Source organism: Paraburkholderia sacchari (genome assembly GCF_000785435.2).
GTDB classification, from domain to species: domain Bacteria; phylum Pseudomonadota; class Gammaproteobacteria; order Burkholderiales; family Burkholderiaceae; genus Paraburkholderia; species Paraburkholderia sacchari.
Genome location: NZ_JTDB02000013.1, coordinates 73,034 through 99,559 on the forward strand (window position 1 = coordinate 73,034; position 26,526 = coordinate 99,559).

Annotated in this window: 20 protein-coding genes, 2 pseudogenes and 1 riboswitch; of the genes and pseudogenes, 16 read left to right on the forward strand and 6 right to left on the reverse strand. The window is 66.3% G+C overall.

The features are described from left to right. Positions 1-27: 27 nt before the first annotated feature. Positions 28-1,158: pseudogene (locus NH14_RS29935) on the forward strand (deoxyguanosinetriphosphate triphosphohydrolase); the annotation flags it as partial. A gap of 33 nt (positions 1,159-1,191) precedes the next feature. Then, positions 1,192-1,953 carry a glycerophosphodiester phosphodiesterase gene (gene ugpQ / locus NH14_RS29940; RefSeq protein ID WP_035531673.1) on the forward strand — a complete coding sequence of 254 codons (762 nt, stop codon included), beginning with the start codon at positions 1,192-1,194 and terminating at the stop codon, positions 1,951-1,953. A 106-nt stretch (positions 1,954-2,059) separates the two neighbouring features. Here ugpQ and NH14_RS29945 read toward each other — a convergent pair whose 3' ends face one another. Further along, the gene (locus NH14_RS29945; protein WP_035531671.1) at positions 2,060-2,437 is read right to left on the reverse strand and encodes an ElaB/YgaM/YqjD family protein; all 378 of its coding nucleotides are present in this window, start codon (positions 2,435-2,437) and stop codon (positions 2,060-2,062) included. 407 nt (positions 2,438-2,844) lie between these two features. Beyond that, complete coding sequence (locus NH14_RS29950; protein ID WP_035531669.1) at positions 2,845-3,564, reverse strand: OmpW/AlkL family protein; 720 nt, start codon at positions 3,562-3,564, stop codon at positions 2,845-2,847. A gap of 188 nt (positions 3,565-3,752) precedes the next feature. Here NH14_RS29950 and NH14_RS29955 point away from each other — a divergent pair. The 4 genes and pseudogenes from NH14_RS29955 to thpR form a co-directional block, all read left to right on the forward strand. Then, positions 3,753-4,442: pseudogene (locus NH14_RS29955) on the forward strand (transposase); the annotation flags it as partial. A 649-nt stretch (positions 4,443-5,091) separates the two neighbouring features. Next, positions 5,092-9,792, forward strand: a complete 4,701-nt coding sequence (locus NH14_RS29960; RefSeq protein ID WP_035531668.1) for a glutamate synthase-related protein — start codon at positions 5,092-5,094, stop codon at positions 9,790-9,792. 118 nt (positions 9,793-9,910) lie between these two features. Beyond that, on the forward strand, positions 9,911-11,377 hold the full coding sequence (locus NH14_RS29965) for a glutamate synthase subunit beta (protein WP_035531667.1): 1,467 nt from the start codon (positions 9,911-9,913) through the stop codon (positions 11,375-11,377). Between the two features lie 310 nt (positions 11,378-11,687). Further along, positions 11,688-12,260 carry an RNA 2',3'-cyclic phosphodiesterase gene (thpR, locus tag NH14_RS29970; RefSeq protein WP_035531666.1) on the forward strand — a complete coding sequence of 191 codons (573 nt, stop codon included), beginning with the start codon at positions 11,688-11,690 and terminating at the stop codon, positions 12,258-12,260. A gap of 27 nt (positions 12,261-12,287) precedes the next feature. Here the strand turns inward: thpR and NH14_RS29975 are convergent, their stop codons facing one another. The 4 genes from NH14_RS29975 to NH14_RS29990 all read right to left on the reverse strand — a co-directional run bounded on the left by NH14_RS29975 (position 12,288) and on the right by NH14_RS29990 (position 17,783). Then, complete coding sequence (locus NH14_RS29975; RefSeq protein WP_035531665.1) at positions 12,288-13,664, reverse strand: D-amino acid dehydrogenase; 1,377 nt, start codon at positions 13,662-13,664, stop codon at positions 12,288-12,290. A gap of 52 nt (positions 13,665-13,716) precedes the next feature. Further along, positions 13,717-15,021, reverse strand: coding sequence for an MFS transporter (locus NH14_RS29980; protein ID WP_052148392.1), 1,305 nt, complete (start codon positions 15,019-15,021; stop codon positions 13,717-13,719). 231 nt (positions 15,022-15,252) lie between these two features. Further along, entirely contained in the window at positions 15,253-16,029 is a 777-nt protein-coding gene (locus NH14_RS29985) for an SDR family NAD(P)-dependent oxidoreductase (protein WP_035531664.1), read from the reverse strand. After that, positions 16,026-17,783, reverse strand: coding sequence for an ABC transporter ATP-binding protein/permease (locus NH14_RS29990; RefSeq protein WP_035531663.1), 1,758 nt, complete (start codon positions 17,781-17,783; stop codon positions 16,026-16,028). Before NH14_RS29990 ends, NH14_RS29985 begins: the two co-directional genes overlap by 4 nt. Positions 17,784-18,045: 262 nt before the next feature. Further along, a riboswitch (TPP riboswitch) is annotated at positions 18,046-18,150 on the forward strand. A 263-nt stretch (positions 18,151-18,413) separates the two neighbouring features. Between NH14_RS29990 and NH14_RS29995 the strand changes: the two genes are divergently transcribed. The 10 genes from NH14_RS29995 to NH14_RS30040 all read left to right on the forward strand — a co-directional run bounded on the left by NH14_RS29995 (position 18,414) and on the right by NH14_RS30040 (position 26,401). Continuing rightward, the gene (locus tag NH14_RS29995) at positions 18,414-19,556 is read left to right on the forward strand and encodes an FAD-dependent oxidoreductase (RefSeq protein WP_035531662.1); all 1,143 of its coding nucleotides are present in this window, start codon (positions 18,414-18,416) and stop codon (positions 19,554-19,556) included. A gap of 126 nt (positions 19,557-19,682) precedes the next feature. Beyond that, positions 19,683-19,880 carry a sulfur carrier protein ThiS gene (gene thiS, locus NH14_RS30000; RefSeq protein WP_028218467.1) on the forward strand — a complete coding sequence of 66 codons (198 nt, stop codon included), beginning with the start codon at positions 19,683-19,685 and terminating at the stop codon, positions 19,878-19,880. 76 nt (positions 19,881-19,956) lie between these two features. Continuing rightward, positions 19,957-20,772 (forward strand): thiazole synthase, encoded by an 816-nt coding sequence (locus NH14_RS30005; RefSeq protein ID WP_035531660.1) that lies wholly within the window; start codon positions 19,957-19,959, stop codon positions 20,770-20,772. Beyond that, on the forward strand, positions 20,769-21,878 hold the full coding sequence (gene thiE, locus NH14_RS30010; RefSeq protein ID WP_084225819.1) for a thiamine phosphate synthase: 1,110 nt from the start codon (positions 20,769-20,771) through the stop codon (positions 21,876-21,878). The genes NH14_RS30005 and thiE overlap by 4 nt, the downstream gene beginning before the upstream one ends. A gap of 177 nt (positions 21,879-22,055) precedes the next feature. Next, a complete protein-coding gene (locus NH14_RS30015) occupies positions 22,056-22,877 on the forward strand; it encodes an ABC transporter ATP-binding protein (protein ID WP_035531658.1) in 822 nt (273 codons plus the stop codon). Then, entirely contained in the window at positions 22,874-23,650 is a 777-nt protein-coding gene (gene mlaE, locus NH14_RS30020; RefSeq protein WP_035531656.1) for a lipid asymmetry maintenance ABC transporter permease subunit MlaE, read from the forward strand. Before NH14_RS30015 ends, mlaE begins: the two co-directional genes overlap by 4 nt. 54 nt (positions 23,651-23,704) lie before the next feature. Further along, complete coding sequence (gene mlaD / locus NH14_RS30025) at positions 23,705-24,292, forward strand: outer membrane lipid asymmetry maintenance protein MlaD (RefSeq protein ID WP_176329294.1); 588 nt, start codon at positions 23,705-23,707, stop codon at positions 24,290-24,292. A gap of 28 nt (positions 24,293-24,320) precedes the next feature. Then, positions 24,321-25,322 carry an MlaA family lipoprotein gene (locus NH14_RS30030; RefSeq protein WP_035531762.1) on the forward strand — a complete coding sequence of 334 codons (1,002 nt, stop codon included), beginning with the start codon at positions 24,321-24,323 and terminating at the stop codon, positions 25,320-25,322. Between the two features lie 177 nt (positions 25,323-25,499). Next, positions 25,500-26,132 (forward strand): MlaC/ttg2D family ABC transporter substrate-binding protein, encoded by a 633-nt coding sequence (locus NH14_RS30035; protein ID WP_035531654.1) that lies wholly within the window; start codon positions 25,500-25,502, stop codon positions 26,130-26,132. Further along, positions 26,129-26,401 (forward strand): STAS domain-containing protein, encoded by a 273-nt coding sequence (locus NH14_RS30040; RefSeq protein ID WP_035531651.1) that lies wholly within the window; start codon positions 26,129-26,131, stop codon positions 26,399-26,401. Before NH14_RS30035 ends, NH14_RS30040 begins: the two co-directional genes overlap by 4 nt. Positions 26,402-26,526 lie beyond the last annotated feature (125 nt).

Genomic DNA, 26,526 nt, shown 5'->3' on the forward strand with positions numbered 1-26,526 from the left:
GCGCCGGGCGCGGTCGGTGTGCCAGTCGATCTCGAAGCGGGGCTTGCGCCCTACGCGGCCCGTTCCGCGAAATCGCGCGGACGCCGCTTCGCCGAGCCGCCGCCCTCCGCGCGCAGCGAATTTCAGCGCGACCGCGATCGCATCGTCCATTCCACTGCGTTCCGACGGCTCGAATACAAAACCCAGGTGTTTGTGAACCACGAGGGCGATCTCTTTCGCACGCGGCTCACGCACAGCCTCGAAGTCGCGCAGATCGCCCGCTCGGTCGCCCGCAACCTGCGCGTGAACGAGGATCTCGTCGAGGCCATCTCGCTCGCGCACGACCTTGGCCATACGCCGTTCGGCCATGCGGGCCAGGACGCGCTCAACGAATGCATGCGCGGGCACGGCGGCTTCGAGCACAACTTGCAGAGCCTTGCCGTCGTCGACGAGCTCGAGGAGCACTACGGCGCGTTCGATGGCCTGAATCTATGCTTCGAAACGCGCGAGGGCATCCTCAAGCACTGCTCGCGCGAACATGCACGGCAGCTCGGCGAACTGGGCGAGCGTTTCCTGCTCGGGCGCCAGCCTTCGCTCGAAGCGCAGATCGCCAACATCGCGGACGAAATCGCCTACAACAATCACGACGTGGACGACGGGCTGCGTTCGGGGCTCCTCACCATCGAGCAGCTTGCCGAGATCGAACTCTGGCAGATGCACTACGAGGCCGCACGCGCCGAGTACCCGCAAATAGAGGGGCGGCGCCTCGTGCATGAGATCGTGCGGCGCATCATCAACACGCTGATCGTCGACTTGATCGACGAGACGAGCCGCAATCTCGCGAGGTTCGCACCGCAATCGCTGGACGATGTGCGCGCTGCGCCGCCCATTGTCGCGCACAGCGAGCGCGTCGCGGTCCAGGCCGCCGCGCTCAAACGGTTTCTGTACCGCAACCTGTACCGGCATTACCGCGTGATGCGCATGGCGAACAAGGCGCAACGCATCGTGAAGGGGCTTTTCGAGGCATTTTCCGACGATCCGCGCCTGCTGCCCCCCGCCTATCAGACGCACGACGAAGCCTCGCAACCGCGTCAGATCGCGCACTACATCGCGGGCATGACCGACCGTTATGCGCTCAAGGAGTACCGGCGCCTCTTCGTCGTGTCCGACGAGGTTTGAGCGATCCCCTTTCCTGAATCCGGAGTTCAGACGATGAATAACTGGCCGTATCCGCGCGTTGCCGCGCACCGCGGCGGCGGTACGCTCGCACCCGAGAACACGCTGGCGGGCCTGTGCGTCGGCGCCGGGTTCGGGCACACGATGGTGGAATTCGACGCCAAGCTTTCGGCCGACAACGTCGCGTTCCTGCTGCACGACGACACCGTCGAGCGCACCTCGAACGGGCGCGGCGCGGCGGCGCAACTGCGCTATGCGCAGATTGCGGCGTTCGATGCGGGCAGTTGGTGCGATTCGCGCTTCGAAGGCGAGCACATGCCGACGCTCGCCGAAGTGGCGCAGTGCTGCCGCGAGGAAGGCCTGGTGGCGAATGTGGAGATCAAGCCGTGTCTGGGGAGGGAGGTGGAGACGGGTCGTGTCGTCGGGGCTGAGACGGCGCGGCTGTGGCGTGCGTCGGGGCCGGATAGAGCCGCAGTGCAGCCGCTGCTTTCCTCATTCTCGCCCGAGGCGCTCGCGGCGGCGCGCGACGCCGCTCCCGATCTGGCGCGCGGCCTGCTGGTCGAGCGCGTGCCCGACGACTGGCGCGAGCAGACGGCCGCGCTCGGTTGCGTTTCGCTGCATGCGAGCCACCGGCATCTGGACGAGGGACTGGTCCACCGCATCAAGGAAGCCGGCCTTTTCATCCTCGCCTACACGGTGAACGACCTCGAGCGCGCGCGACTACTCGTAAGCTGGGGCGTGGACACCATCTGCACCGACCGCATCGATCTGATCGGGCCGCACGCGCTCGACGGATAGCACGGCTTCGGGCCCGCATCGGGGCCTGAATAAGGCCCGGATCAGAATTGCCGGGCCGGCCGCGAGCCCATCGGTGCGGCCTCACGGGCGAGCGGGCGGCGCGGCCTCAGCGCAGGCGCGAAAGCAGCGCGCCTGCGACCAGCGCGACGCCGCCTACGATGGCGAGGGCTTGCCACGGGTTGGCGCGCACGTAGTCGTCGGCCTGGGCCATGGCTGCGTCGGTGCGCTCGCGCGCGGAGGCGCGCGCAACTTCCAGGCGCTCGCGCGCCGAATCCAGACGCTTGCGAATGTCGGCGCGCAACTCGGCAGCGTCGGCTTGCGTGCCTTCGCCCAGCGTCGTTTCCAGTTCGGCGAGCAAGTCCCGCAATTCTTCCGTGATATCGGCGGCCGCGTTGCGGCCGCGGCGCGCGATGCGGCGCGCATGGCGGCCCGTACGCGTCCAGGATTCTCCGATGGCGTCTCGCGTGTTCGGAAATGCGCTCATGAATGGCTCCATCGTTAAAAAACGGGGTTAGAGGGCCCGCCGCGCCTGCACCCTAAAAGCGGACGCGGCGGGCGAAAGGATTCAAGTATTGCGCATTTCGGGTGCCCGGTACGCCAGCGTGTACAGCCGGGATTACACGTAGGCCGCCCGGCCAGGCAAGCCTGGCGAGGCTCCGCGGCCCGCGAGAGGGTGCCGGACAGCAAATCGGGGCGTCTTGTTAGCGACAAATGATTACGGGGACAGCACGGCTTTTCCGAGAGGCATAGAATCAGGGAAAGCCAATCGAGACGTAACGGATAGTTGCTGTTGATGTCGGAGGCGTCGCCCTCCGTCGGTCGCCGGGAGGGCGGGACGGAGAGCAGGGCGGCCGGGGAAGGCCGGGGCGGGTTTCCGGGACGCGCTGGCGCTCAGAAGTTGTAGCCGACTTTCAGGAAGGTGACGAGCGGGTTCAGGTGGATCTTGGCTTCGGAGCGTCGCTGGGTGGCCAACTGGTTGGCGACCGTAGTATCGAACGTGGCAACCACACTGACCGGAATGTACGAAAGCGAGAAGCCGGCGAACCAGTGCTTCGTGAAGTTGTAGTTGAAGCCAACATTAAATACGGGTGCCCAGGAACGATCCGTCGAAACACTGGTCGGACCCCCAAGTACACCATGCTCGAATGTGGGGTTCGTGATTTTCGCGTCGGTGAACCAGACGTACGTGAAACCGATGCCGGCGTAAGGACGGAATTTTGCTTCGGGCGTGTTGAAGTAGTACTTGAGCAAGAGTGCCGGGCTCCACAGGCGCGCTTCGCCAACCTTGCCGAACTGGTTGAAGCTGCCGCTGCCGTAGAGGTCGAACTTCGGCGGAATGCCCAGCTCAGCTTCGGTTGCGATGTGGTCGGTAATGAAGTAGCCGAGTGAGAGGCCGACGGTGTCGGACGAGCTAATGCTGGCGCCCGTGTTCGGAATGGCGAGGTTGACGGGCCGGCCGCCCGCGCTGTCGATTTTGAGCGGGTCGCTGCTGTCCTGCGGCGCGAAGTGGAACCATCCGGTTGTAACGTAGAAGGTGTTGGCCGATTGTGCGTAAGCCCCCGACACGCAGGCGAGTGCGGCGGTGGCTGCCAGCGCCTGTTTTAATTTCATATATGTGCTCCTCCATGAAAGGCCCGCTCATTATGAACACAACGTTTGCAACAAACCATACACGACCGTTAGAGCTTTTTCCCTAAGCGCCGCGAGCGTTCCGCTCGAGCCGTCATGCCTGCGAAATCGAGCGCTGGCGCGGCCTGGCGGGCATGCGGGTATTCACTAACGTACCAGGAAGATCGAGCATGGCACGGCTTGCACGTCTTTATGTTCCCGACCAGCCGCAGCATGTGATTCTGCGCGGACTGGACCAGCAGCCCGCTTTCGTCGACGACCAGGATTACGAACTGTTCATCGACTGCCTGAAGGCGGCGGCGCGCGATCATCATCTGGCGGTTCACGCGTGGGTCTTGATGCCCGGCGCGGTGCAACTGCTCGTCACGCCCTCTGACGAATCGAGCCTTCCCAAGGCGATGCAGGCGGTCGGCAGACGCTATGTGGCGCATTTCAACCGTCGTTACGCCCGTCGCGGCACGCTCTGGGAGGGGCGTTATCGCGCCACGGTCATCGAGGGCGAGCGTTTCTTCCTGCTCGCGAGCCGCGTGGTCGAGCTTGCGCCGGTGCGCAATCACCTCGTGACGGCGGCGGAAGACTACCGATGGTCCAGTTATCGGCACCACATCGGGCTCACTGTCGATAGCCTCATTACCGACCATCCGCTTTACTGGGCGCTCGGCAACACGCCGTTCGAGCGCCAGCGCGCCTATCGCGAACTCTGCGAGCAGCCGTTCGACGAGCGCGAGACCACGCAGTTGATGCAGGCCACGCTCAAGGGATGGGTGCTCGGCAGCGACACCTATCGCGAGTGGGCTTCGCGCACGGCTAACCGGCGCGTCTCGCCGCTGCCGCGCGGGCGGCCGCGCAAGGTGCGCGAGACACCCGCCGCATCGGCGGCGCCCGGCGCGCCAGGCGCCAGCGCGGTAGGTGCGGCAAGCACTGCTACTGCCGGCGGCAGCGCAGCGGCGCCGAACGCGCCTCAGTCGCATCCCGGCGGGCAATCCAACCCCAATTACTCGTCGCCTGCTGGCGCGCATCCCGGTACGCATTCGGGAGGCCATGGCGGCACGCATGCGGGGAGTGGTTCCGGCGCAACGCCAGGGACAAATACGGGTGGCGCGGGGGGGCATTCGTCAGGTTCGGCGTCGTCCGGTTCGGATACCGGCTCCGGTTCATCGCCAGTTCATCACGAGCACAAGCCCGGCACCGGAACGCATTAATCCGCTTCCAGATCAACGGGTTACCCAAAAAACGGCATCCTCGGGTGCCGTTTTATTTTGCCCACTTTAGATGCGGCCCCAATAAAAATAGAAGGCGATGCACCATCTTGATAATTAGGGTTCTATCATGCTAATTTATTTGCATGTGCTTGATTCGTCGCGTATATTCGCGATTCGGCTCTCCTGGACGCACAACGCGGGAAGCCAGCATCGCCCGCGCAACGCCGTACAGCGGTCACGCAAGCGGCGGGAAACAAAAAAGTACGGAATCAACGGCCAGCTCTGGCCACTCTTGGACGGTGTCCCCATGAACGATCACCTGCAGCGCGCCGCGGTGCCCCCCGCGCAAGGTCTGTATGACCCGCAAAACGAACACGACGCGTGTGGCGTCGGCTTCGTCGCCCACATCAAGGGCAAGAAGAGCCACGAAATCATTCAGCAAGGTCTGAAGATTCTCGAAAACCTCGACCACCGGGGCGCCGTAGGCGCCGATCCGCTGATGGGCGACGGCGCGGGCATCCTGATCCAGATTCCGGACGCGTTCTATCGCGAAGAGATGGCGCGCCAGGGCGTGACGCTGCCGCCCGCCGGTGAGTACGGCGTCGGCATGATCTTCCTGCCGAAGGAGCACGCCTCGCGTCTCGCATGCGAGCAGGAGCTCGAACGTACCGTGCGCGCCGAAGGCCAGGTCGTGCTGGGCTGGCGCGACGTGCCGGTCGACCACGCCATGCCGATCTCGCCCACCGTGAAGGCGAGCGAGCCGCTGATCCGCCAGATCTTCATCGGCCGCGGCAAGGACGTGATGGTCACCGACGCGCTCGAACGCAAGCTCTACGTGATCCGCAAGACCGCGAGCCACCGCATCCAGGCGCTCAAGCTCAAGCACGGCAAGGAATACTTCGTGCCGTCGATGTCGGCGCGCACGATCGTCTACAAGGGCCTGTTGCTCGCGGGTCAGGTTGGCGTGTACTACCGCGACCTGCAAGACGAGCGCGTGGTCTCGGCGCTCGCACTCGTGCACCAGCGCTTCTCCACGAACACGTTCCCGGCATGGGAGCTGGCTCACCCCTACCGCATGATTGCCCACAACGGTGAAATCAATACCGTGAAGGGCAACGTGAACTGGCTCAACGCCCGTACCGGCGCGATCGCCTCGCACGTGCTCGGCGACGACCTGCCCAAGCTCTGGCCGCTGATCTACCCGGGCCAGTCGGACACGGCTTCGTTTGACAACTGTCTCGAACTGCTCGTGATGGCGGGTTACCCGCTCGTGCACGCGGTCATGATGATGATTCCGGAGGCGTGGGAACAGCACACGCTGATGGACGAGAACCGCAAGGCGTTCTACGAGTACCATGCCGCGATGATGGAGCCGTGGGACGGCCCTGCCGCCATCGCCTTCACCGACGGCCGCCAGATCGGCGCGACGCTCGACCGTAACGGTCTGCGTCCGGCGCGCTACATCGTCACGGACGACGATCTCGTCATCATGGCCTCGGAAGCCGGCACGCTGCCGATCCCCGAGTCGAAGATCGTCAAGAAGTGGCGCCTGCAGCCGGGCAAGATGTTCCTGATCGACATGGAGCACGGCCGCATCATCGACGACAAGGAACTCAAGGACAACCTCGCCAACGCCAAGCCCTATAAGAGCTGGATCGACGCTGTGCGCATCAAGCTCGACGAGATCGAGCCGAAGGCGGAAGACGTCGCCACGGCGCGCGCCGAAGCCGCCGCGCTGCTCGACCGTCAGCAGGCGTTCGGCTATACGCAGGAAGACCTCAAGTTCCTGATGGCGCCGATGGCGATGTCGGGTGAAGAGGCCGTCGGCTCGATGGGCAACGACTCGCCGCTGGCGGTCATGTCCAACAAGAACAAGACGCTCTACAACTACTTCAAGCAGCTGTTCGCGCAGGTCACGAACCCGCCGATCGACCCGATCCGTGAAAACATGGTGATGTCGCTCGTGTCGTTCATCGGCCCGAAGCCGAACCTGCTCGACACCAACAACATCAACCCGCCGATGCGTCTCGAAGTGTCGCAGCCGGTGCTCGACTTCAAGGACATCGCGAAGATCCGCGCGATCGAGCAGTACACGGGCGGCAAGTTCAGCAGCTATGAACTGAACATCTGCTATCCGGTGGCCTGGGGCAAGGAAGGCATCGAAGCGCGTCTCGCGTCGCTGTGCGCGGAAGCCGTGGACGCGGTCAAGTCGGGCTACAACATCCTGATCGTCTCGGACCGCCGCGCGGACCGCGGCAATGTCGCGATTCCGGCGCTGCTCGCCACCTCGGCAATTCATTCGCATCTCGTGAAGCACGGCCTGCGCACGAGCACGGGCCTCGTCGTGGAAACGGGTTCGGCGCGCGAAACGCACCACTTCGCGCTGCTCGCCGGTTTCGGCGCGGAAGCCGTGCACCCCTACCTCGCGATGGAAACGCTCGCGCAGATGGCGCAGGGCCTGAAGGGCGACCTGTCGGCGGACAAGGCCGTCTACAACTTCACCAAGGCAGTGGGCAAGGGCCTGCTCAAGGTGATGTCGAAGATGGGCATCTCCACGTACATGTCGTACACGGGCGCGCAGATTTTCGAAGCGATCGGCCTTGCGGACGACCTCGTGCAGAAGTACTTCGCCGGCACGGCATCGAAGGTGGGCGGCATTGGCCTCTTCGAAGTGGCCGAGGAAGCGATCCGCCTTCACCACGACGCATTCGGCGACAACCCGATCCTCGCGAACATGCTCGACGCAGGCGGCGAGTACGCGTACCGCGTGCGCGGCGAAGACCACATGTGGACGCCGGACGCGATCGCCAAGCTCCAGCACTCGGCGCGCAGCAACTCGTACCAGACGTACAAGGAATACGCGCACCTGATCAACGATCAGACCAAGCGCCACTTGACGTTCCGCGGCCTGTTCGAATTCCGCCTCGACCCGGCGCGCGCGATCTCGATCGACGACGTCGAGCCGGCCAAGGAGATCGTCAAGCGCTTCGCCACGGGCGCGATGTCGCTCGGCTCGATCAGCACGGAAGCGCACGCCACGCTCGCTGTCGCGATGAACCGCATCGGCGGCAAGTCGAACACCGGTGAAGGCGGCGAGGACGAAAATCGCTACCGCAACGAACTGCGCGGCATTCCGATCAAGAACGGCGATACGATGCGCTCGATCATCGGCCCCGAAGTCGTGACGGACATCCCGCTCAAGGAAGGCGACTCGCTGCGCTCGAAGATCAAGCAGGTTGCGTCGGGGCGCTTCGGCGTGTCGGCCGAGTACCTGTCGTCGGCGGACCAGATCCAGATCAAGATGGCGCAGGGCGCGAAGCCGGGCGAAGGCGGTCAGCTGCCGGGCCACAAGGTTTCGGAGTACATCGGCAAGCTGCGTTACTCGGTGCCGGGCGTGGGCCTGATCTCGCCGCCGCCGCACCACGACATCTACTCGATCGAAGACCTCGCGCAACTGATCCACGATCTGAAGAACGTGAACCCGGTTTCGTCGATCTCGGTGAAGCTGGTGTCGGAAGTGGGCGTGGGCACGGTGGCTGCCGGCGTTGCCAAGGCCAAGGCCGATCACGTCGTGATCGCCGGCCATGACGGCGGCACGGGCGCTTCGCCGCTCTCGTCGGTCAAGCATGCGGGCACGCCGTGGGAACTCGGCCTTGCCGAAACCCAGCAAACCCTCGTGCTGAACCAGCTGCGCGGCCGCATCCGCGTGCAGGCCGACGGCCAGATGAAGACGGGCCGCGACGTGGTGATCGGCGCGCTGCTCGGCGCAGATGAATTCGGCTTCGCGACGGCGCCGCTCGTCGTCGAGGGCTGCATCATGATGCGCAAGTGTCATCTGAACACCTGCCCGGTCGGCGTCGCGACGCAAGATCCGGTGCTGCGCGCGAAGTTCTCGGGCCAGCCCGAGCACGTCGTGAACTTCTTCTTCTTCGTTGCTGAAGAAGTGCGCGAAATCATGGCGCAACTCGGCATTCGCAAGTTCGACGATCTGGTCGGCCGCGCGGACCTGCTCGACACCCGCAAGGGCGTGGAGCACTGGAAGGCGAAGGGTCTGGACTTCTCGCGCGTGTTCTACCAGCCGCAAGTGGGCGCCGAAGTCGCGCGCATGCATGTCGAGTCGCAGGACCACGGCCTCGATCGCGCGCTCGATCACACGCTGATCGAAAAGGCGAAGGCCGCGATCGAAAGCGGCGAGCACGTCTCGTTCATCCAGCCGGTGCGCAATGTGAACCGCACGGTGGGCGCGATGCTCTCGGGCGTGGTCGCGAAGAAGTACGGCCATGACGGTCTGCCCGACGACTCGATCCATATCCAGCTGAAGGGCACGGCGGGCCAGAGCTTCGGCGCGTTCCTCGCACGCGGCATCACGCTGGATCTGGTCGGCGACGGTAACGACTACGTGGGCAAGGGCCTGTCGGGCGGCCGCATCATCATCCGTCCGACCAACGATTTCCGCGGCAAGTCCGAAGAAAACATCATCTGCGGCAACACGGTGTTGTACGGCGCGCTCGAAGGCGAAGCCTTCCTGCGCGGCGTGGCAGGCGAGCGCTTCGCGGTGCGCAACTCGGGCGCGACGGCCGTTGTGGAAGGCACGGGCGACCATGGCTGCGAATACATGACGGGTGGCACGGTGGTCGTGCTCGGCGAGACGGGCCGCAACTTCGCGGCCGGCATGTCGGGCGGCGTGGCCTACGTCTACGATCCGGAAGGCACGTTCGCCGGCAAGTGCAACAAGTCGATGGTCGCGCTCGATCCGGTTCTGCAACAGGCAGAACAGGAGCGCACCGTGGACCGCGCGCTGTGGCACGCGGGCGAAACCGACGAAGTGCTGCTCAAGGGACTCGTCGAGCGTCACTTCCAGTTCACCGGCTCGCCGCGTGCAAAGGCGCTGCTGGAAAACTGGGATGCGGCGCGCCGCCAGTTCGTGAAGGTGTTCCCGACGGAATACAAGCGCGCACTGGGCGAGCTCGGCGCGAAGAAGGCGAACCGGGAAGAACTGGCCGCTTAATTCCGCGACGACGACATCAAGACGAAGGAGCGCCCGCCGTGCGACATGAGTTACGACAACTCGCGCAGCGGCGGGCGCGGTCCCCTCACCGAATCAGATAGAGATAGACGAGAACCAAATGGGTAAGGCAACCGGTTTTCTCGAGTTCGAGCGCCAGCATGAGGCGTACGAAGCACCGCTCACGCGCGTGAAGCACTACAAGGAATTCGTCGCGGCACTTTCCGACGCCGACGCGAAGGTCCAGGGCGCGCGCTGCATGGACTGCGGCATCCCGTTCTGCAACAACGGCTGCCCGGTCAACAACGTCATTCCTGACTTCAACGACCTCGTGTTCCGCCAGGACTGGAAGAGCGCGATCGAAGTCCTGCACTCGACCAACAACTTCCCCGAGTTCACGGGCCGCATCTGCCCGGCGCCGTGCGAAGCGGCGTGCACGCTCGGCATCAACAACGACCCGGTCGGCATCAAGTCGATCGAGCACGCGATCATCGACAAGGCCTGGGCTGAAGGCTGGGTCGCGCCGCAAGTCGCGAAGCACAAGACGGGCAAGAAAGTGGCCGTGGTCGGCTCGGGCCCCGCGGGCCTCGCCGTCGCGCAGCAGCTCGCGCGCGCCGGCCACGACGTGACCGTGTTCGAGAAGAACGACCGCATTGGCGGGCTGCTGCGCTACGGCATCCCCGACTTCAAGCTGGAGAAGTGGCTGATCGACCGCCGCATGCGCCAGATGGAAGCCGAAGGCGTGACGTTCCGCACCAGCGTGTTCATCGGCAAGGGCGAGTTGCCGGCGCACATCGGCAATACGGCCAAGCAGACCATCACGCCCGACGAGTTGAAGGAACAGTTCGACGCCGTGGTGATCGCGGGCGGTTCCGAAACGCCGCGCGATCTGCCGGTGCCGGGCCGCGAGCTGGAAGGCATCTACTACGCGATGGAGTTCCTGCCGCAGCAGAACAAGGTCAACGCGGGCGACAAGCTGCCGGACCAATTGCTGGCCAAGGGCAAGCACGTAGTCGTGATCGGCGGCGGCGATACGGGCTCCGACTGCGTGGGCACCTCGAACCGCCACGGCGCGAAGAGCGTCACGCAATTCGAGTTGCTGCCGCAGCCGCCCGAGGAAGAGAACAAGCCGCTCGTGTGGCCGTACTGGCCGGTCAAGCTGCGCACCTCGTCGTCGCATGAGGAAGGCTGCTCGCGTGACTGGGCGGTCGCAACCAAACGCCTCGAAGGCAAGAACGGCAAGGTTGAGAAGCTCATCGCCGCGCGCGTCGAGTGGAAGGACGGCAAGATGGTCGAAGTGCCGGGTTCGGAGTTCGAAATGAAGGCCGATCTCGTGCTGCTCGCGATGGGCTTCACGCAGCCGGTCTCGCCGGTGCTCGAAGCGTTCGGCGTCGAAAAGGACGCGCGCGGCAACGTGCGCGCCGCGACCGAAGGCGAGAAGGCGTACTACACGTCGGTCGACAAGGTCTTCACGGCCGGCGACATGCGCCGTGGCCAGTCGCTCGTGGTGTGGGCGATCCGCGAAGGCCGTCAGTGCGCACGTTCCGTCGATGCGTACCTGATGGGTAGCTCGGAACTGCCGCGCTGAGATTGACTGAGCCGATTCAAGCCGGCGAGCGATCCTCGCTGGCTGCATTGGGTCGCGTTGGTTCGCATTGGGCCGCAGTGACCAACACGCAGTAAAAACAGTTCTGCATGGGACCGGAGTAAGCGCTAAAGCGCTAACTCCGGTCGACACGTCCAGCCGGGCCGCCTGTAAGGGTGGTCCGGCTTTTTTTCGCTGGCTTTTATCGAGGCGAGCCGTCGCTGCGTGGGCCGGCGCAAGCGCTAAAGCGCAGCAAACGCTGGCAGGCGCGCTACCATGGGGCGGTTGTTCCTCACCCAGAGGCCTGCCGATCATGTCCGAAGCCCGCGAGACCGATCAATGGCGGCGCTGCTTCGTTGCGCTCGCGCCCGATGCGCCTTCGCGCGACGCACTCGCCGCGCTCGACGTGCCGCCCAATGCGCGCCGGGTGCCGTATGCGCAGTTGCATCTCACGGTGGCGTTCATTGGCGCGATGTCGTTCGTGCAGGGCGAGTCGCTCGCGGCGCGCCTTGCTGAGCGTACGGCGGCGCCTTTATCTCCATTCCCGCCCGCGGCCGTCACGAAGATCGAGTGCTGGCCGGGGCGTGCGCAGCCGCGCCTGATGGTGGCCGTGCTGGCCATGTCCGATGCGTTCACGGCACTCGACTGGCGGGTGCGCTCCTTGATGGGCGAGGTGGGTTTGCCGCTCGATGCGCGCGCGTTCCGGCCGCACATTACGCTGGCGCGCTTTGCGCGCGACGCGCGTGGCGTGCCGCCTGAATACGCTCTGCGGGAGGGCATTGCGCAGGCGCTGCCGCCATTGCGGTTTACCTCGATCGTGCTGTATTCGAGCACGCTCGCGCGGCAGGGCGCGCGTTATGAGGCGCTGGCGAGCGTGGCGGTCTAACCCGCTCTAACCCGCTCTACACCGCCATTAGCGCCGATACCGCTCCAGCGTCAACCCATCGAGATCGATCTCGGGCGAGCGCCCGGCGATCAAATCGGCGACCACGCGTCCCGAGCCCATCGACATCGCCCAGCCGGTCGAGCCGTGGCCGACGTTGAGCCAAAGCCCTTGCACGCCGGAATGGCCGAGCAGCGGCGCGCCGTCCGGCACCATCGGCCGGCGTCCGACCCAGAACTGCGCGGAAGACGGCGTGGCCGCGTGCGGGAACCAGTCGTCGAGCACTTTCATGAGCGTTTGCAGCGCCTGCTCGCGCAGCGTCGTGCGATGGTTGCCGAGCTCCGCGGTGCCGGCTACGCGCAGGTAGGGCCCGAAGCGCGTGATGGCGGTCTTGAGCGACTCGTCCATAAGCGCCGCGCGCGGGGCTTTTTGCTCGTCGACCACGGGCAGCGTGGCCGAGTAGCCCTTCACCGGATACAGCGGCACCCGCACGCCGAACGGCGCGACGAGCGCCGCGCTCTCCACGCCGAGCGCGACCACCACGGCGTCCGCCGCGAGCGTTTGCGGCTCGGTATCGGCCACCTCGTTCAAGTCGGCGGGGCGCAGCACTTCGGCGGGCGCGCGGCGTTGCTCGCGGCGCTGCTCCCGCAGCTCGCGGCGGTTGTTTGCCGTGCGCCGCCCGGGCACGGGCCGCACGCGCACGCCGCTCACCCGGCCGCCCGTGGCTTCGAGCGCGAGCACTTCGGTGTCGAAAACGAACTTCACGCCCCTTGCCTCACAAACGGCGCGCAACTCGCGCGTGAAGCGTGCGCAGTCGCCGGCCTCGTCGTCGGGCAGATAGATGCCGGCCACGGGCTTCACGCTTGACCACGCGAGGCCTGGCTCGATCTGCGCGCAGCCCGCGGCGTCCACCTCGCGAAAGGCGATGCCAGCGTCGCGCAGCACGCCCAGCGCCGGTTGGGCGAGTTCGACGTCGTAGTTGCTGCGAAAGATCTGGAGGTAGCCCTGGCTGCGCCCGTACTCGAACGCATGCTGCGCGCGAAACGCGTGCAGGCAGGCGCGGCTGTAGTAGGCGATGCGCTGCATGCGCTGCTTGTTCACGCGAAAGCGATCGAGGTCGCACTCGCGCAGCCAGCGCGCGATCCAGCGCCATTGCGCGGCATCGAGCGTGGGCCGGAAGATCAGCGGCGATGTCGGCTTGAGCAGGTACTTGATGAGCTTGCCCGGCATGCCCGGCGCGGCCCAGGGGGTGACGTACCCCGGCGCGATCACGCCGGCGTTGCCGAAGCTCGTGCCCAGCGCGACGCCGGGCTCGCGCTCGATGACCGTGACGTCGCAGCCCCGTTCACTCAGGTAATACGCAGTGGCGACGCCGATCACACCGGCGCCGAGGACGATCGTTTTCATGCCGGTCGTAGTGAGTGAAGCGGGAACGGGCGGTATTGCAGCACGTTCGCGCTCATTGTGCAGTGGAGTCGACGGAGGGGCGGGTGGCCGCGCTGCCTGCCGCCGGGGCGGGATTGTCGGTCAGCGCCTTGCCCTTCGTTTCGGGCAGGCACAGGGCGGACACAATCACGAGCAGATAGCCTGCGCCGGCTACCGCGCCAATCGCTTTCACGAGCGTCGTGGTCTGCGCGAGCGTACCCACGAGAATTGGGAAGAACGAGCCAAGGCCGCGCCCGAGGTTGTAGCAGAAGCCCTGGCCCGAGCCGCGGATCGCATTCGGGTAGAGCTCGGAAAGATAGGCGCCCACGCCCGCGAAAATCCCCTGCACGACAATGCCGAGCGGAAAGCCGAGCAGCAGCATGGCGGTATCGGTGATCGGCAGCATCGTGTAGGCCATGCCGAGCGCGAACGAGCCGATGGCGAACAGGACGAAGGATGCGCGCCGGCCAATCTTGTCGCACAGAATGGCACCGACGATATAGCCCGTGAACGAGCCCACGATCAGCACGACCAGGTAGCCGCTCGTGTTGAACACCGACAGATGGCGCACGGTTTTCAGATAGGTGGGCAACCACGTGGTGATTGCATAGTAGCCGCCCAGCATGCCGGTGCACAGTGCGCTGCCGAGCAGCGTCGTGGCGAGGTGCGCGGGGGCGAAGATCTGCAGGAAATGGCCGTGCGTTTCGCCGCGCTCGCGGGCGCGGCGCGTTTGCAGGAACACTTCGGGGTCGCTCACGTTGCGGCGCACGTAGAAAATCCACAGCGCGGGCACGATGCCGATCCAGAAGCACGCGCGCCACGCGTACTGCTCGGGCAGCAGCGCGAAGAACGCCCAGTAGAGAACAGCGGCGGCGCCCCAGCCGAACGACCAGCTGCTCTGTACGGTGCCCACGGCTTTCGCGCGGTGCTGCGGCGAGCGGATCGTCTCGGCCATCATGATCGTCACCACGGACCATTCGCCGCCGAAGCCGATGCCCTGCAGCGTGCGCGTTGCGAGCAGCTGCCAGAACGAGTGCGTGAAGCCGGACAGAAACGTGAAGAGCGCGAAGGTGGCGATGGTCCACTGGAGCACGCGCACGCGGCCGTAGCGGTCGGCGAGGATGCCCGCGAGCCAGCCGCCGAGCGCCGAGGAGATCAGCGAACTTGTCGCGATCATGCCGGCTTCGCTCTTGGTCATGCCCCAGGCGGCGATGAGCGTCGGGATCAGGAACGAGTAGATCATGAAGTCGAACGCGTCGACCGCATAGCCGCCGAAGCCAGCGTAGAGCGTGCGCCGCTCGCGCTCGTTCAGCTCCCTGAACCACTGGAAAGATCCCATTGTGTCGCCCCCATATTTGTTGTGCTTGCAACGACGCATGAAGCCGTGAAGCGGCGAGTCGCGCTGCGGTGTCCGCCGGGGCGGGCGCCGCAGCAGGCGCTCGAACGGCGCTATTTTACGGTGCGAAAGGCCGTCGCGGCCAGGGGGCTGGAAGCCTGGGTGTGCGGTGGGGCAAGCGATGCCCGCCAGGGTGCGCTTTGGGACTGCGCGCGGAGCCCGTTGCGCCGGGCTTCAGCCCAGCGTCAGGCCGCCGTCGACGTGGATGGTCTGGCCGGTGATATGGCGTGCTGCGTCGGACAGCAAAAAGGCGATGAGTTCGGCGATGTCCGCGGGTTCCGCTACGCGGCCAAGCGGCGTGGCCTCGGCGGCGCGCGCCCAGGCCGGCGCGTTTTCGGGCTTCGGGCCTGCGTCCTTGCGGGTGTAGCCCGGCGCCACGCAGTTCACGGTCACGCCGTGCGGCGCGAGTTCGGCGGCGGCGCTCTTTGCGAGCGATTCGAGCGCGGCCTTGGCGGCCGCGGTGGCGGCAAACGGTGCATCGGCGCGGTAGCGGTGCGCAACAAAGGAGCTGACCGCCACCACGCGGGCGTGCGCCGAGCGCACCAACGCAGGCCGCGCCTCGCGCACGAGCGCCGCGAACGCGGCGGGCATCGAGGCGAAGGTGGCGGCGAGCGTGTCGGGCTCGAGGTCCGTGAGCGACTGACGCCGTGCGTGGCCCGCGTTGGCGACCAGTTGATCGAGCGCCGAAAAGCGCGCAAGCGTCGTTTCGACGAGCCGCGCGGCTGCGCCTGCAACGGCCAGATCGGCGCAGGCGGTCGCGCAGGCCGCGCCTTGCGCTTCGCACGCTGACGCAACGGTGGCGAGGCGCGCTCGCGCCGCTTCATCGGCGCCTCGCGCATGCAGCATCAACGCGACGCCGGGAGCGGCCAGGCGCCGGGCGAGCGCGGCCCCAATGCCGGAGCCCGCGCCCGTGATCAGGACGACGCGCGCGCTGGTGTTTGTCCCGCTCACGCCGCGACCCGCTCCTCAGGCGTGCGCTCGATTTCGAGCGTCTCGTGGTGGTACGCCGCGAGCGACTCGCGGTGCGCCACGCTCACGATTGCCGATTTCGGCAGTCGTTCCACGAAGAGCTTGTAGAGACGGCTTTCGTTGTCGGGGTCGAGCGCGCTCGTTGCTTCGTCGAGGAACAGATAGTCGGGCTTGTGCAGCAGCACGCGCGCGCCAGCAAGCCGCTGCTGCTCGCCCGGCGAGAGCACGCGGGTCCAGTGCGCCGACTCGTGCAGGCGCTCCACGTAGTCTTCGAGGCGGCATGCGCGCAGCGCGTCGCGGCAGTCTTCGTCGCTGTAGTCGTCGGCGGGCGAGGGGTAGGTGAGCGCGGCCTTGAGCGTGCCGATCGGCAGATAGCTCTGCTGCGGAATGAACATCATGCGCGCGTCGACGGGCGCGTCGATTGAGCCCTCGCCGAACGGCCAGAGGCCCGCGAGCGCGCGGATCAGCGTGCTCTTGCCCGCGCCCGAGGGGCCGCGCACGAGCCAGCGCGAGCCGGGCTTGATGGCGATGTCGCGCACCTCGGAGAGCGGCGTGCCGTTGGGCAGCGCGAGCTTGAGATGCTCGGTCGAAACCGCGTTGTTGTCGACGTAGTGCAGATTGATGCCGCCGTGTTCGGTTGCGGGCGAGACGGTCTCCTTCAGGCGCGGCGAGTGCATCACGCGCACGAATTCGCGTAGACGGTTCACGGTGGCGCGCCATTCGACGAGGGTGGAGTAACTGTTGATGAACCACGAGAACGAGTCGCTCACGGTACCGAACGCACTCGAAATCTGCATCAGCACGCCGAAGGTGAAGGCGCCCGCGAAGTAGCGCGGCGAGGCCACGACGATCGGAAAAATGATGGCGATCTGGCCATAAAAACTCAGCACGAAGGTGAGGCGCTTCGTGTACTTCATCACGCGCCACCAGTTGTCGCGGATGTGGTGGAACAGGCCCTGCGCGTTGTTGCGCTCGGTGTCCATGCCGTCGTAGAGCGCGATCTGCTCGGCGTTCTCACGCAGGCGAATCAGGCCGAAGCGGAAATCCGCCTCCACTTTCTGCTGCTGATAGTTGATCGACACGAGCGGATGGCCGACCTTCTGGATCACGAGCGAGCCGAACACGGCGTAGAGCGCGGCGGCCCACACCATGTAACCCGGAATCGTGATGGGCGTGCCGCCCACCGCGAACGTGAGCGCGCCCGCGAGCGACCACAGGATCATGATGAAGGAGACCAGCGTGACGACCGTGGAGAGCAGGTCGAGCGTGAGCGAGAGCGTGGTGGTGGCGAACGACTGGAGGTCGTCGCTGATCCGCTGGTCGGGGTTGTCGGCGAGGCGGTCGCGCTCGATGCGGTAGAACGCGCCCTGGCCGAGCCATTCGTTCAGGAAGCGCGTGGTGAGCCACTGGCGCCAGCGAAACCCGAGCATCTGGCGCAGATACCGCCCGTACACCGCGAGGATGATGAACCCGAACGCCAGCGCGGTAAAGATCATCAGCAGATGCGGGAACTGTTTGGCATCCTTGTTTTGCAGCGCGTTGTAGAAGTCGCGGTTCCAGTCGTTGAGCCGCACGTTGATCCACACGACGGTGAGATTCATTGCGATGATCGCCACCAGCAGGCCCCAGGCGACCCAGCGTTCCTCGGACACCCAGTAGGGCTTGATCAGGCTCCAGGCCGTGATCTTGTGATGCTCGTTCTGATCCGGCGTGGCGCGGGGAGTGAGGTTGGTCATGTGCGTCCTGATGTTGTGCCGGCCCGCGGCCGGAATAGACGATACCCGCCGCACGCGGCGTCGTGGCGCAGCGATTGTGTCCCGAAGCGCTTAAACAAGACTTAATCGTCTGCACGCGGCGTCCGGGCGACGCGGGTTCGACATTGTCTCACCGCCCGCGTGTGCTGGGGTTCACCGTGGCTCGGGCATTGTGCCAGAGCAGAAATAGCCGGCCGTCCCGCGGTGGTTTGCGGCGTGCGCGGCTTTTGTGGTCTAATGACCGCTGACGAAACAGGGGTGCTTCACTGGCAGGCCGCCGTGAGGCTGAGAGAGACCCTTCGCACCCGATCCGGGTAATACCGGCGCGGGAAGTTTCCGGAAAGTCTTGCTGGCGCCGTGGATGATGAGTTCGAGCGGCCGATTCGTTTCGGCCGGGGTCATTCAGGCGTCCAGATTCCCGCCGGGCAGCACGTGCCGCGCATGTCGGGTTTTTGCGCTTCACGTCGTTTGCACGGCCGGCTTTGCCAGCCGGTTTCGTCCTTGGGTACGCATGCTTGTTTGCCGTACGGAAAGGATACGATGACCGCCTCTTCTGCACCTTATTCAGATCATTCCCCGGTTTCTGCCGGCGCTCACGCGTCGGCGTCCTCCATGCCCGATTTCGCCGTGCTCGGCGGCGGGCTATGCGGACGTCTCGTTGCATGGCGTCTCGCGGGCGCGGGGCATCGCGTGGCGCTCTATGAGCGCGGCGGGCCCGAGGGCGGCGAGTCGGCCGCCTGGATCGCGGCGGCGATGCTCGCGCCGCTGGCCGAGGCCGCCGTCGCCGAACTATTGATCACCGAGCTGGGCGTCGCCTCGCTCGAGACCTGGCCGCGCATTCTCGCCGAGTTGCCCGAGCCCGTGTTTTTCCAGCGCAACGGCACGCTCGTGGTCTGGCATCACGCCGATCGCACCGAGGCGCCGCTGTTCGAGCGCCGCGTGCGCGCGAACGCGCCGCGCGCACTTGCAGACGCCAACTTCACTACGCTGGTGGGCGCGCAGATCGACGCCGCCGAACCGGCGCTCGCCGGGCGCTTCGCGCGCGGCTGGCTGCTGGCCGGCGAAGGCCAGCTCGACAACCGCCAGGCGCTGGCGGCGCTGGCAGCGGGCCTCGCGCAGCGCGGCGTGCAAACGCACTGGCACACGAGCGTCGAGGACACGAGCCTGCCGCGCGCGCGCGTGACGATCGATTGCCGGGGCCTTGGCGCCAAGCCGGCGCTGCCGGCGCTGCGCGGCATTCGCGGCGAAGTAGCGCGCGTGCACGCGCCGGGCATCGGCCTCACGCGGCCGGTGCGCCTGCTGCATCCGCGCTATCCGCTCTATATCGCGCCGAAACAGGACGATCTCTATGTGATCGGCGCAACCGAGATCGAGGGCGAGGATCGCTCGCCCGTGAGCGTGCGCTCGGCGCTCGAATTGCTGAGCGCGGCGTTCGCCGTGCATCCGGCCTTTGGCGAGGCGCGCATTCTCGAATTGAACTCACAGTGCCGTCCGACACTGCCCGATCACCGTCCCGCGCTCATCTGGGACGGCGGACAGGGTGACGGCCGGGGGGGCAGCACTACGCTGCGCGTGAACGGTCTCTATCGCCACGGCTTCATGATCGCGCCCGCCGTGGCCGACGAGGCGGTGCGCGTGGCCGAGGCGATGCTGGCGGGCCAGCTCGCCGACGCCGACGCCTTCGAGTCGCTGCGCCGCGAATCGCGCTGGGCGTCGATGCTGCACGCGCCGCAGGGTGCGCACGAGCCCGCGTGAACCAGGGCGGCCCAAGCGCGCCCGGGAACCGATCGTAAAACCAGGCCCGCGCGCGCGACATCACCAACAGGAGACGAGGCGCACGGTTCGCGCCTTGCCGGAAACAACGTAGTCAGACGAATTGCCATGGATATCCAGATCAACCAGAAGCCGCTCACGCTGCCCGAAGGCGCGACTGTCGCCGATGCGCTCGCCGCATTCGGCGCGCGTCCGCCGTTTGCCGTCGCCGTGAACGGCGATTTCGTCACGCGCACCCAGCACGGGGCGCGCACGCTTTCGGCGGGTGACCGCCTCGACGTCGTCAGCCCGGTGGCCGGCGGCTGATCGCACGCGCGATCCCGCCGCTTCACTCGCGTTCCGCGCGCCGCCTGTCCGCTGCCACCTGTCCAGGATTCAAGCCATGACTCATCATCCGACCGCCGATGCCCTCACGCTGTACGGCGAAACCTTCGCGAGCCGCGTGCTGCTCGGCACCTCGCGCTATCCGTCGCTGCAAGCGCTCTCCGATTCGATGGAGGCCGCGCGCCCCGGCATGATCACCATCGCGCTGCGCCGCCAGATGAACGACGGCACCGCGGAAGCCGGCTTTTTCGATTTGCTCAAGCGCCACGGCGTGCCGTTCCTGCCGAACACCGCGGGCTGCCTCACGGTCAACGAGGCGGTCACCACAGCGCACATGGCGCGCGAAGTCTTCGAGACCGACTGGATCAAGCTCGAGCTGATCGGCGATGACTACACGCTCCAGCCGGATCCGGTGGGCCTGATCGAAGCCGCGGCGCGCCTCGTGAAGGACGGCTTCAAGGTGCTGCCTTACTGCACCGAAGACCTCGTGATCGGCCGGCGCCTGCTCGATGCGGGCTGCGAGGCGCTGATGCCGTGGGGCGCGCCCATCGGCACGGGCAAGGGCGTGATCAATCCGTATGGCCTGCGCGTGCTGCGCGAGCGGCTGCCCGACGTGCCGCTGATCGTCGACGCGGGTCTCGGCCTGCCGTCGCATGCGGCGCAGGTGATGGAGTGGGGCTTCGACGGCGTGCTGCTGAACACGGCCGTGGCGCAAGCCACGCACCCCGAGGCGATGGCGCGCGCGTTTGCGCTGGGCGTCGAGGCGGGTCGCACCGCATATCTCGCCGGGCCGATGGCCGAGCGCGAGGCGGCCGTGGCGAGCACGCCCGTGGTCGGCATGCCGTTCTGGCATCAGGATGGAGGCCAGCAATGACCCAAACGCTGCGACTCAAGGATCGCGACCTGTTCTGGCCGCCCGCAGATGAACTCACCGAAACGGTGGAGCGCATTCGCGCGCGCCTTGGCGACTGGCAGCCTACACACGCGCCGTGGCGCATCTGCTTGACGCCGCCCGACTCGCCCAACGGCGGCGATCTGATCATCGTGACCGACGCCGCGCCGCATCTCGCGAACATCGCGCGCTGGATGACCGATGGCGCGGGCGTGATCGAGGCGGCGGGCACGCCTTCGGCGGGCCGCGCGACGCTGCATCTGGGCGGCGAGCGCTACGCGCTCGAAGGCACGCTCGCGGAGGACTGGATTCCGGCGCTGGCGGCGTTTCTCGACTGCGGCTTCGATCCGCACGATGCGCTCGTGCTGGCGCTCGCCTGGCGCGACGGCGACGAGCAGCAGGCTGACGCGTGGCCGGTCGACATCGCCCGTTTTCCGCGCGTGCTCGGCTTGCCCGATGCGCCCGCGCAGCCGTTCGCGCCGTGCCCCGCGAAGCTCGGCCTCTACCCCGTGCTGCCCACCGCCGACTGGGTCGAGCGCGTGCTCGACTACGGCGTGAAGACCGTGCAGCTGCGCAGCAAGCAGCCGAAGTCTCCGGAGCTCACGCGCGAGATCGAGCGGTGCGTCGCGGCGGGCCGCAAGCACGACGCGCAGCTCTTCATCAACGACCACTGGCAGGCGGCGATGGCCGCAGGTGCGTACGGCGTGCATCTGGGCCAGGAGGATTTGCGCGAGGCGGATCTGAACGCACTCGCCGCATCGGGCATCCGCCTCGGTCTGTCGACGCACGGTTATTTCGAGATGCTGACCGCGCTGCATTTCCGGCCGAGCTACATTGCGTGCGGCGCGGTGTTTGCCACCACGACCAAGACCATGCCGACCGCGCCGCAAGGGCTCGCGCGTCTCGCGCGCTACGTGAAGCTGCTCGACGGCGTGGTGCCGATGGTCGCGATCGGCGGCATCGACTTTGCCGCGCTCCCCGCAGTGCTCGCGACCGGCGCACCCAGCGCGGCGGTTGTGCGCGCCGTCACCGAGGCCGCCGACCCGGCAGCCGCGGTTGCTGCGCTGCGCAACGCGTTTACGCAATAATTAGCCCGCTTCGCCGCCGTCCGCGCTCCGGATTCGTTCCGGGCCGGCCGGCGCGCAAGCGCGAGCCGCGGCCCCCTCGGGGATGCCCGACTTGCATCAAGGGGCTTGGGCGTGCCACGGCAGCATTCGTACGATGGCCCTATAATCCCGCCTTCGTATAAATGGACTGCCTGCTACGTGCCCTCGAACTCTGAGACCCTTCTAGAGCTGCGCGACGTCGACTTCGGCTACGGCGACCGGCTCGTCCTGTCCGGCCTGAACATGCGCTTTCGGCGCGGTCAGGTGGTTGCGGTCATGGGCGGCTCGGGCGGCGGCAAGACCACGGTGCTGCGGCTGATCGGCGGCCTCGTGCGCGCCCAGCGCGGGCAGGTGCTGTTCCAGGGCCAGGATATCGGCGTGCAATCGCGCGAAGGCCTTTACGCGCTGCGCCGGAAAATGGGCATGCTGTTCCAGTTCGGCGCGCTCTTCACCGACATGTCGGTGTTCGAAAACGTCGCGTTTGCGCTGCGCGAACACACCGATCTCCCCGAAGAACTGATCCGCGACCTCGTGCTCATGAAGCTCAACGCGGTGGGTCTGCGCGGTGCGCGCGACCTCGCGCCTTCGGAGATTTCGGGCGGCATGGCGCGGCGCGTGGCGCTCGCGCGGGCGATCGCGCTCGACCCCGAACTCATGATGTACGACGAGCCGTTTGCCGGCCTCGACCCCATTTCCCTCGGCATCACCGCGAACCTGATCCGCACCTTGAACGACGCGCTCGGCGCCACGTCGATCCTCGTCACGCACGACGTGCCCGAATCGTTCGCGATTGCCGACTACGTGTATTTCCTCGCGAACGGCCGCGTGCAGGCGGAGGGCACGCCCGCCGAACTGCGCGCCTCGATTGACCCGATCGTGCGCCAGTTCATCGACGGCGCGCCTGACGGCCCGTTCCGCTTTCATTACCCGACGGACGTGCCGCTCGACGCGGACTTCGGCGTCGGCGGAGGCCGCTCATGATCGGCGCCATCAGTTCGCTCGGCCGCGCGGTCCTCGACTCGATCACGCGCGCCGGCCATGCCTCGCGCTTCTTCGTGCGCCTCGTGCTGGAATTCTTCCCGCTGCTGCGCCGTCCGCGCCTTGTCACGAAGCAGATCCACTTCGTCGGTAATTATTCGCTGCTGATCATCGCGGTGTCGGGCCTGTTCGTGGGCTTCGTGCTGGGCCTGCAGGGCTACTACACGCTCAACCGCTACGGCTCCGAGCAGGCGCTCGGGCTGCTGGTCGCGCTCTCGCTCGTGCGCGAGCTCGGGCCCGTCGTCACGGCGCTGCTGTTCGCGGGCCGCGCGGGCACTTCGCTCACGGCCGAAATCGGCCTCATGAAGGCGGGCGAGCAACTCACGGCCATGGAAATGATGGCGGTCGACCCGGTGCGCGTCGTGGTTGCGCCGCGCATGTGGGCGGGCGTGGTCGCCATGCCCGTTCTGGCGGCCATCTTCAGCGCGGTCGGCATTCTGGGCGGCTACGTGGTGGGCGTGCTGCTGATCGGCGTGGACGCGGGCGCGTTCTGGTCGCAGATGCAAGGCGGCGTCGATGTCTGGGCCGACGTGGGCAATGGCGTGATCAAGAGCATCGTGTTCGGCTTCGCCGTCACGTTTACGGCGCTATATCAAGGCTACGAGGCCAAGCCCACGCCCGAAGGCGTGTCGCGCGCGACTACCAAGACCGTTGTGTACGCGTCGCTTGCGGTGCTGGGCCTCGACTTCCTGCTCACCGCGCTGATGTTCAGCTAAGGATGGAGCGCGGGCGCCTCGTGCATGGCGCCGCCACAACGGATTCTGATTGGAATGACGATGAAAAAGACTGCTCTCGACTTCTGGGTCGGCCTGTTCGTGGTGCTGGGCTTCATTGCGCTGCTGTTTCTCGCGCTGAAGGCCGGCAACATGAGCTCGCTGTCGTTCCAGCCGACCTACCCGGTCAAGCTCAAGTTCGACAATATCGGCGGACTCAAGCCGCGCGCGCCCGTGAAGAGCGCGGGCGTGACCGTGGGCCGGGTGGCGTCCATCGGTTTCGACACGAACACCTATCAGGCGCTCGTCACGATCAACATCGACCAGCAGTATCAATTCCCGAAGGATTCGTCGGCGAAGATCCTGACCTCGGGCCTGCTCGGCGAGCAGTATATCGGGCTGGAGCCGGGAGGCGACACGGAAATGCTCAAGGCCGGCGACACGCTCTCAATGACGCAATCGGCGATCGTGCTCGAAAACCTGATCGGCCAGTTCCTCTACAGCAAGGCAGCCGATTCGGGGAAGTCGGGCGGCAGCGCCGCTGCGCCCGCGCCAGCCGCTGCGAACGGGGCTGGCGGCGAGCACGCCGCCTCCGTGCCGGCACCCGCGCCTGCGCCGGCTGGCTCGGGCGCAGCGGCGCAATAAGGAGAATATAAAAATGACGATCCCTCGCATGCGCTCCATCACGGTCGGGGCCGTGGCGCTCGCGCTGACGGCGTGTTCGACGGTGCAGACGCCTTCGAAGGACGACCCCTGGGAAGGCTTTAACCGCTCGGTCTACACTTTCAACGACACGGTCGACCGATACGCGCTCAAGCCGGTTGCAAAGGGCTACGTGAAAGTCACGCCGCAGCCGGTGCGCGACAGCGTGACGAACTTCTTCGCGAACATCGGCGATGTCTACAACGCGGCCAACAACCTGCTGCAGTTGAAGATTGCCGATGGCGTCGAGGACATCATGCGGATCGTGATCAACACGGTCTTCGGCGTGGGCGGCCTGTTCGACGTGGCGTCGCTCGCCAAACTGCCCAAGCACAGCCAGGACTTCGGCCTCACGCTCGGCCATTATGGCGTGCCGGCTGGCCCTTATCTGGTGCTGCCGCTGCTCGGCCCGAGCACCGTGCGCGACGGCGTGGGGATGGTGGGCAATTACTTCATCAACCCGCTCACATATGTGAATCCGCCGGCGCTTTCGTGGGGCCTTTACGGCCTGGACGTGGTGAGTGCGCGTGCGAACCTGCTGGGCGCGAGCGACCTGCTCGAAGGCGCCGCGATCGACAAGTATTCGTTCTTGCGTAATGCCTATCTGCAGCGCCGCCAGTACCTGCTCTCGGACGGTCACACGTCGGGCAATCTGCCCGATTACGGCGATGGCGCGCCGCCGCCGAACTATGGCGAGCCCGACGAGGGTGCGGCAGCGCCCGCTGGGGGGGTGTCAGGAGCGGCGGGAGCGGCGGGTGCCGCGGTTCCGGCATCGGGCGCTGCGCGTGCCGCAGCGCCGACGGCGGCCAGCATGGCGCCGGCCAGCCCCGATAGCGCAACACCGGCGCCCGCGGCGCCGGCGTCAGGGGCTGCGGCACCGGCGGGCGCGTCCGGCGCCGCAGTGCCGGGCGAACAGTTCGTTCCGCCGGCGCGCATTGGTATTGGGGCTCCGGGTCTGCTGCGCTTGCATTGATGGCGCCAGCCGACCAGCACGTTACAGGCGATGGCCCGGGCCCCGGCCCTTAAATGTGACGTAACAAGCTGAAACGCTTGTCGCAGTTTCCTGGCATTCTTTGACTCGGTGCCTCGAAGCGCGCGTGATATCGTTGACCTCCAACGGGGCGTTGTTCCCCAACTTGCAGGACTCGCTATGAAGAAATTCTTTCTGTACCCGATTTTTGCCATGTTTTTTGCGTTTGCCGGCGCAGCGTCCGCGCAAACGGTGGATACCAGCAACCCTGACGCCATGATGAAGTCGATCACACAGCAGGTGATGGACCAGATCAAGGGCGACAAGTCGATCCAGTCCGGCGATATCACCAAGATCACCGAACTCGTGAACGAGAAGATTCTGCCGTACACGGACTTCCGTCGCACGACGCAGCTCGCCATGGGCCGCAACTGGCGCACGGCCACGCCCGAGCAGCAGCAACAGGTCACCGAGCAGTTCAAGATGCTCCTGATTCGCACGTACTCGGGCGCGCTCGCCCAGGTGCGCGATCAGCAGATCATGTACAAGCCGTTCCGCGCGAACCCGGACGATACCGATGTCGTGGTTCGTTCGACCGTCATGAACAACGGCCAGCCGATCGAGCTCGACTACCGCCTGTACAAGACGTCGCAAGGCTGGCGTGTGTATGACATCAACGTGCTCGGCGCATGGCTGATCCAGGCTTACCAGCAGCAGTTCCAGGAGAAGATCCAGCAGGGCGGCGTGCAGGGCCTCATCAGCTTCCTCACGCAGCGTAACCAGCAACTCGCCGCCGGCAAGGCTGCTTCGTGAGCGAGCACTTCGCCACCGGCGCCACGCTGAACCTCGAGAGCGCGAAGGCCGCGCTCTCGGCAGGGCTCGCGCAGATCTCGGCAGGCGCCAGCGCCGTCGATTGCGCGCCGCTCATGCAGTTCGATTCATCGGCGCTTGCCGTGCTGATCGCATGGCAGCGCGCGGCGCGCGAGCGTGGCGTCATCCTCAACGTTCTGAATCTCCCCACCGCGCTCGCGTCCCTCGCGCGCGCTTACGGCGTCGACTCGCTCCTCCACGAGCGACATTGACGCGCGGCGGCCTCGCGGACATGACGGTCGAGCGCCACCTTGGCGCGCGAATCCGGTTGCCGCACGCCGCCGCTTCCGTCTTCAAGTCCAGACCGGGCCCAGGCCGGGCTCTTCGACTTGTCCTA

What these genes read in the sequence shown, in the direction of transcription:
- ugpQ (WP_035531673.1), top strand. Translation starts at nt 1,192, where the DNA reads ATGAATAACTGGCCGTATCCGCGCGTTGCCGCGCACCGCGGCGGCGGT.
- NH14_RS29945 (WP_035531671.1), bottom strand. Translation starts at nt 2,437, where the DNA reads ATGAGCGCATTTCCGAACACGCGAGACGCCATCGGAGAATCCTGGACG.
- NH14_RS29950 (WP_035531669.1), bottom strand. Translation starts at nt 3,564, where the DNA reads ATGAAATTAAAACAGGCGCTGGCAGCCACCGCCGCACTCGCCTGCGTG.
- NH14_RS29960 (WP_035531668.1), top strand. Translation starts at nt 5,092, where the DNA reads ATGAACGATCACCTGCAGCGCGCCGCGGTGCCCCCCGCGCAAGGTCTG.
- NH14_RS29965 (WP_035531667.1), top strand. Translation starts at nt 9,911, where the DNA reads ATGGGTAAGGCAACCGGTTTTCTCGAGTTCGAGCGCCAGCATGAGGCG.
- thpR (WP_035531666.1), top strand. Translation starts at nt 11,688, where the DNA reads ATGTCCGAAGCCCGCGAGACCGATCAATGGCGGCGCTGCTTCGTTGCG.
- NH14_RS29975 (WP_035531665.1), bottom strand. Translation starts at nt 13,664, where the DNA reads ATGAAAACGATCGTCCTCGGCGCCGGTGTGATCGGCGTCGCCACTGCG.
- NH14_RS29980 (WP_052148392.1), bottom strand. Translation starts at nt 15,021, where the DNA reads ATGGGATCTTTCCAGTGGTTCAGGGAGCTGAACGAGCGCGAGCGGCGC.
- NH14_RS29990 (WP_035531663.1), bottom strand. Translation starts at nt 17,783, where the DNA reads ATGACCAACCTCACTCCCCGCGCCACGCCGGATCAGAACGAGCATCAC.
- NH14_RS29995 (WP_035531662.1), top strand. Translation starts at nt 18,414, where the DNA reads ATGCCCGATTTCGCCGTGCTCGGCGGCGGGCTATGCGGACGTCTCGTT.
- thiS (WP_028218467.1), top strand. Translation starts at nt 19,683, where the DNA reads ATGGATATCCAGATCAACCAGAAGCCGCTCACGCTGCCCGAAGGCGCG.
- NH14_RS30005 (WP_035531660.1), top strand. Translation starts at nt 19,957, where the DNA reads ATGACTCATCATCCGACCGCCGATGCCCTCACGCTGTACGGCGAAACC.
- thiE (WP_084225819.1), top strand. Translation starts at nt 20,769, where the DNA reads ATGACCCAAACGCTGCGACTCAAGGATCGCGACCTGTTCTGGCCGCCC.
- mlaE (WP_035531656.1), top strand. Translation starts at nt 22,874, where the DNA reads ATGATCGGCGCCATCAGTTCGCTCGGCCGCGCGGTCCTCGACTCGATC.
- mlaD (WP_176329294.1), top strand. Translation starts at nt 23,705, where the DNA reads ATGACGATGAAAAAGACTGCTCTCGACTTCTGGGTCGGCCTGTTCGTG.
- NH14_RS30030 (WP_035531762.1), top strand. Translation starts at nt 24,321, where the DNA reads ATGCGCTCCATCACGGTCGGGGCCGTGGCGCTCGCGCTGACGGCGTGT.
- NH14_RS30035 (WP_035531654.1), top strand. Translation starts at nt 25,500, where the DNA reads ATGAAGAAATTCTTTCTGTACCCGATTTTTGCCATGTTTTTTGCGTTT.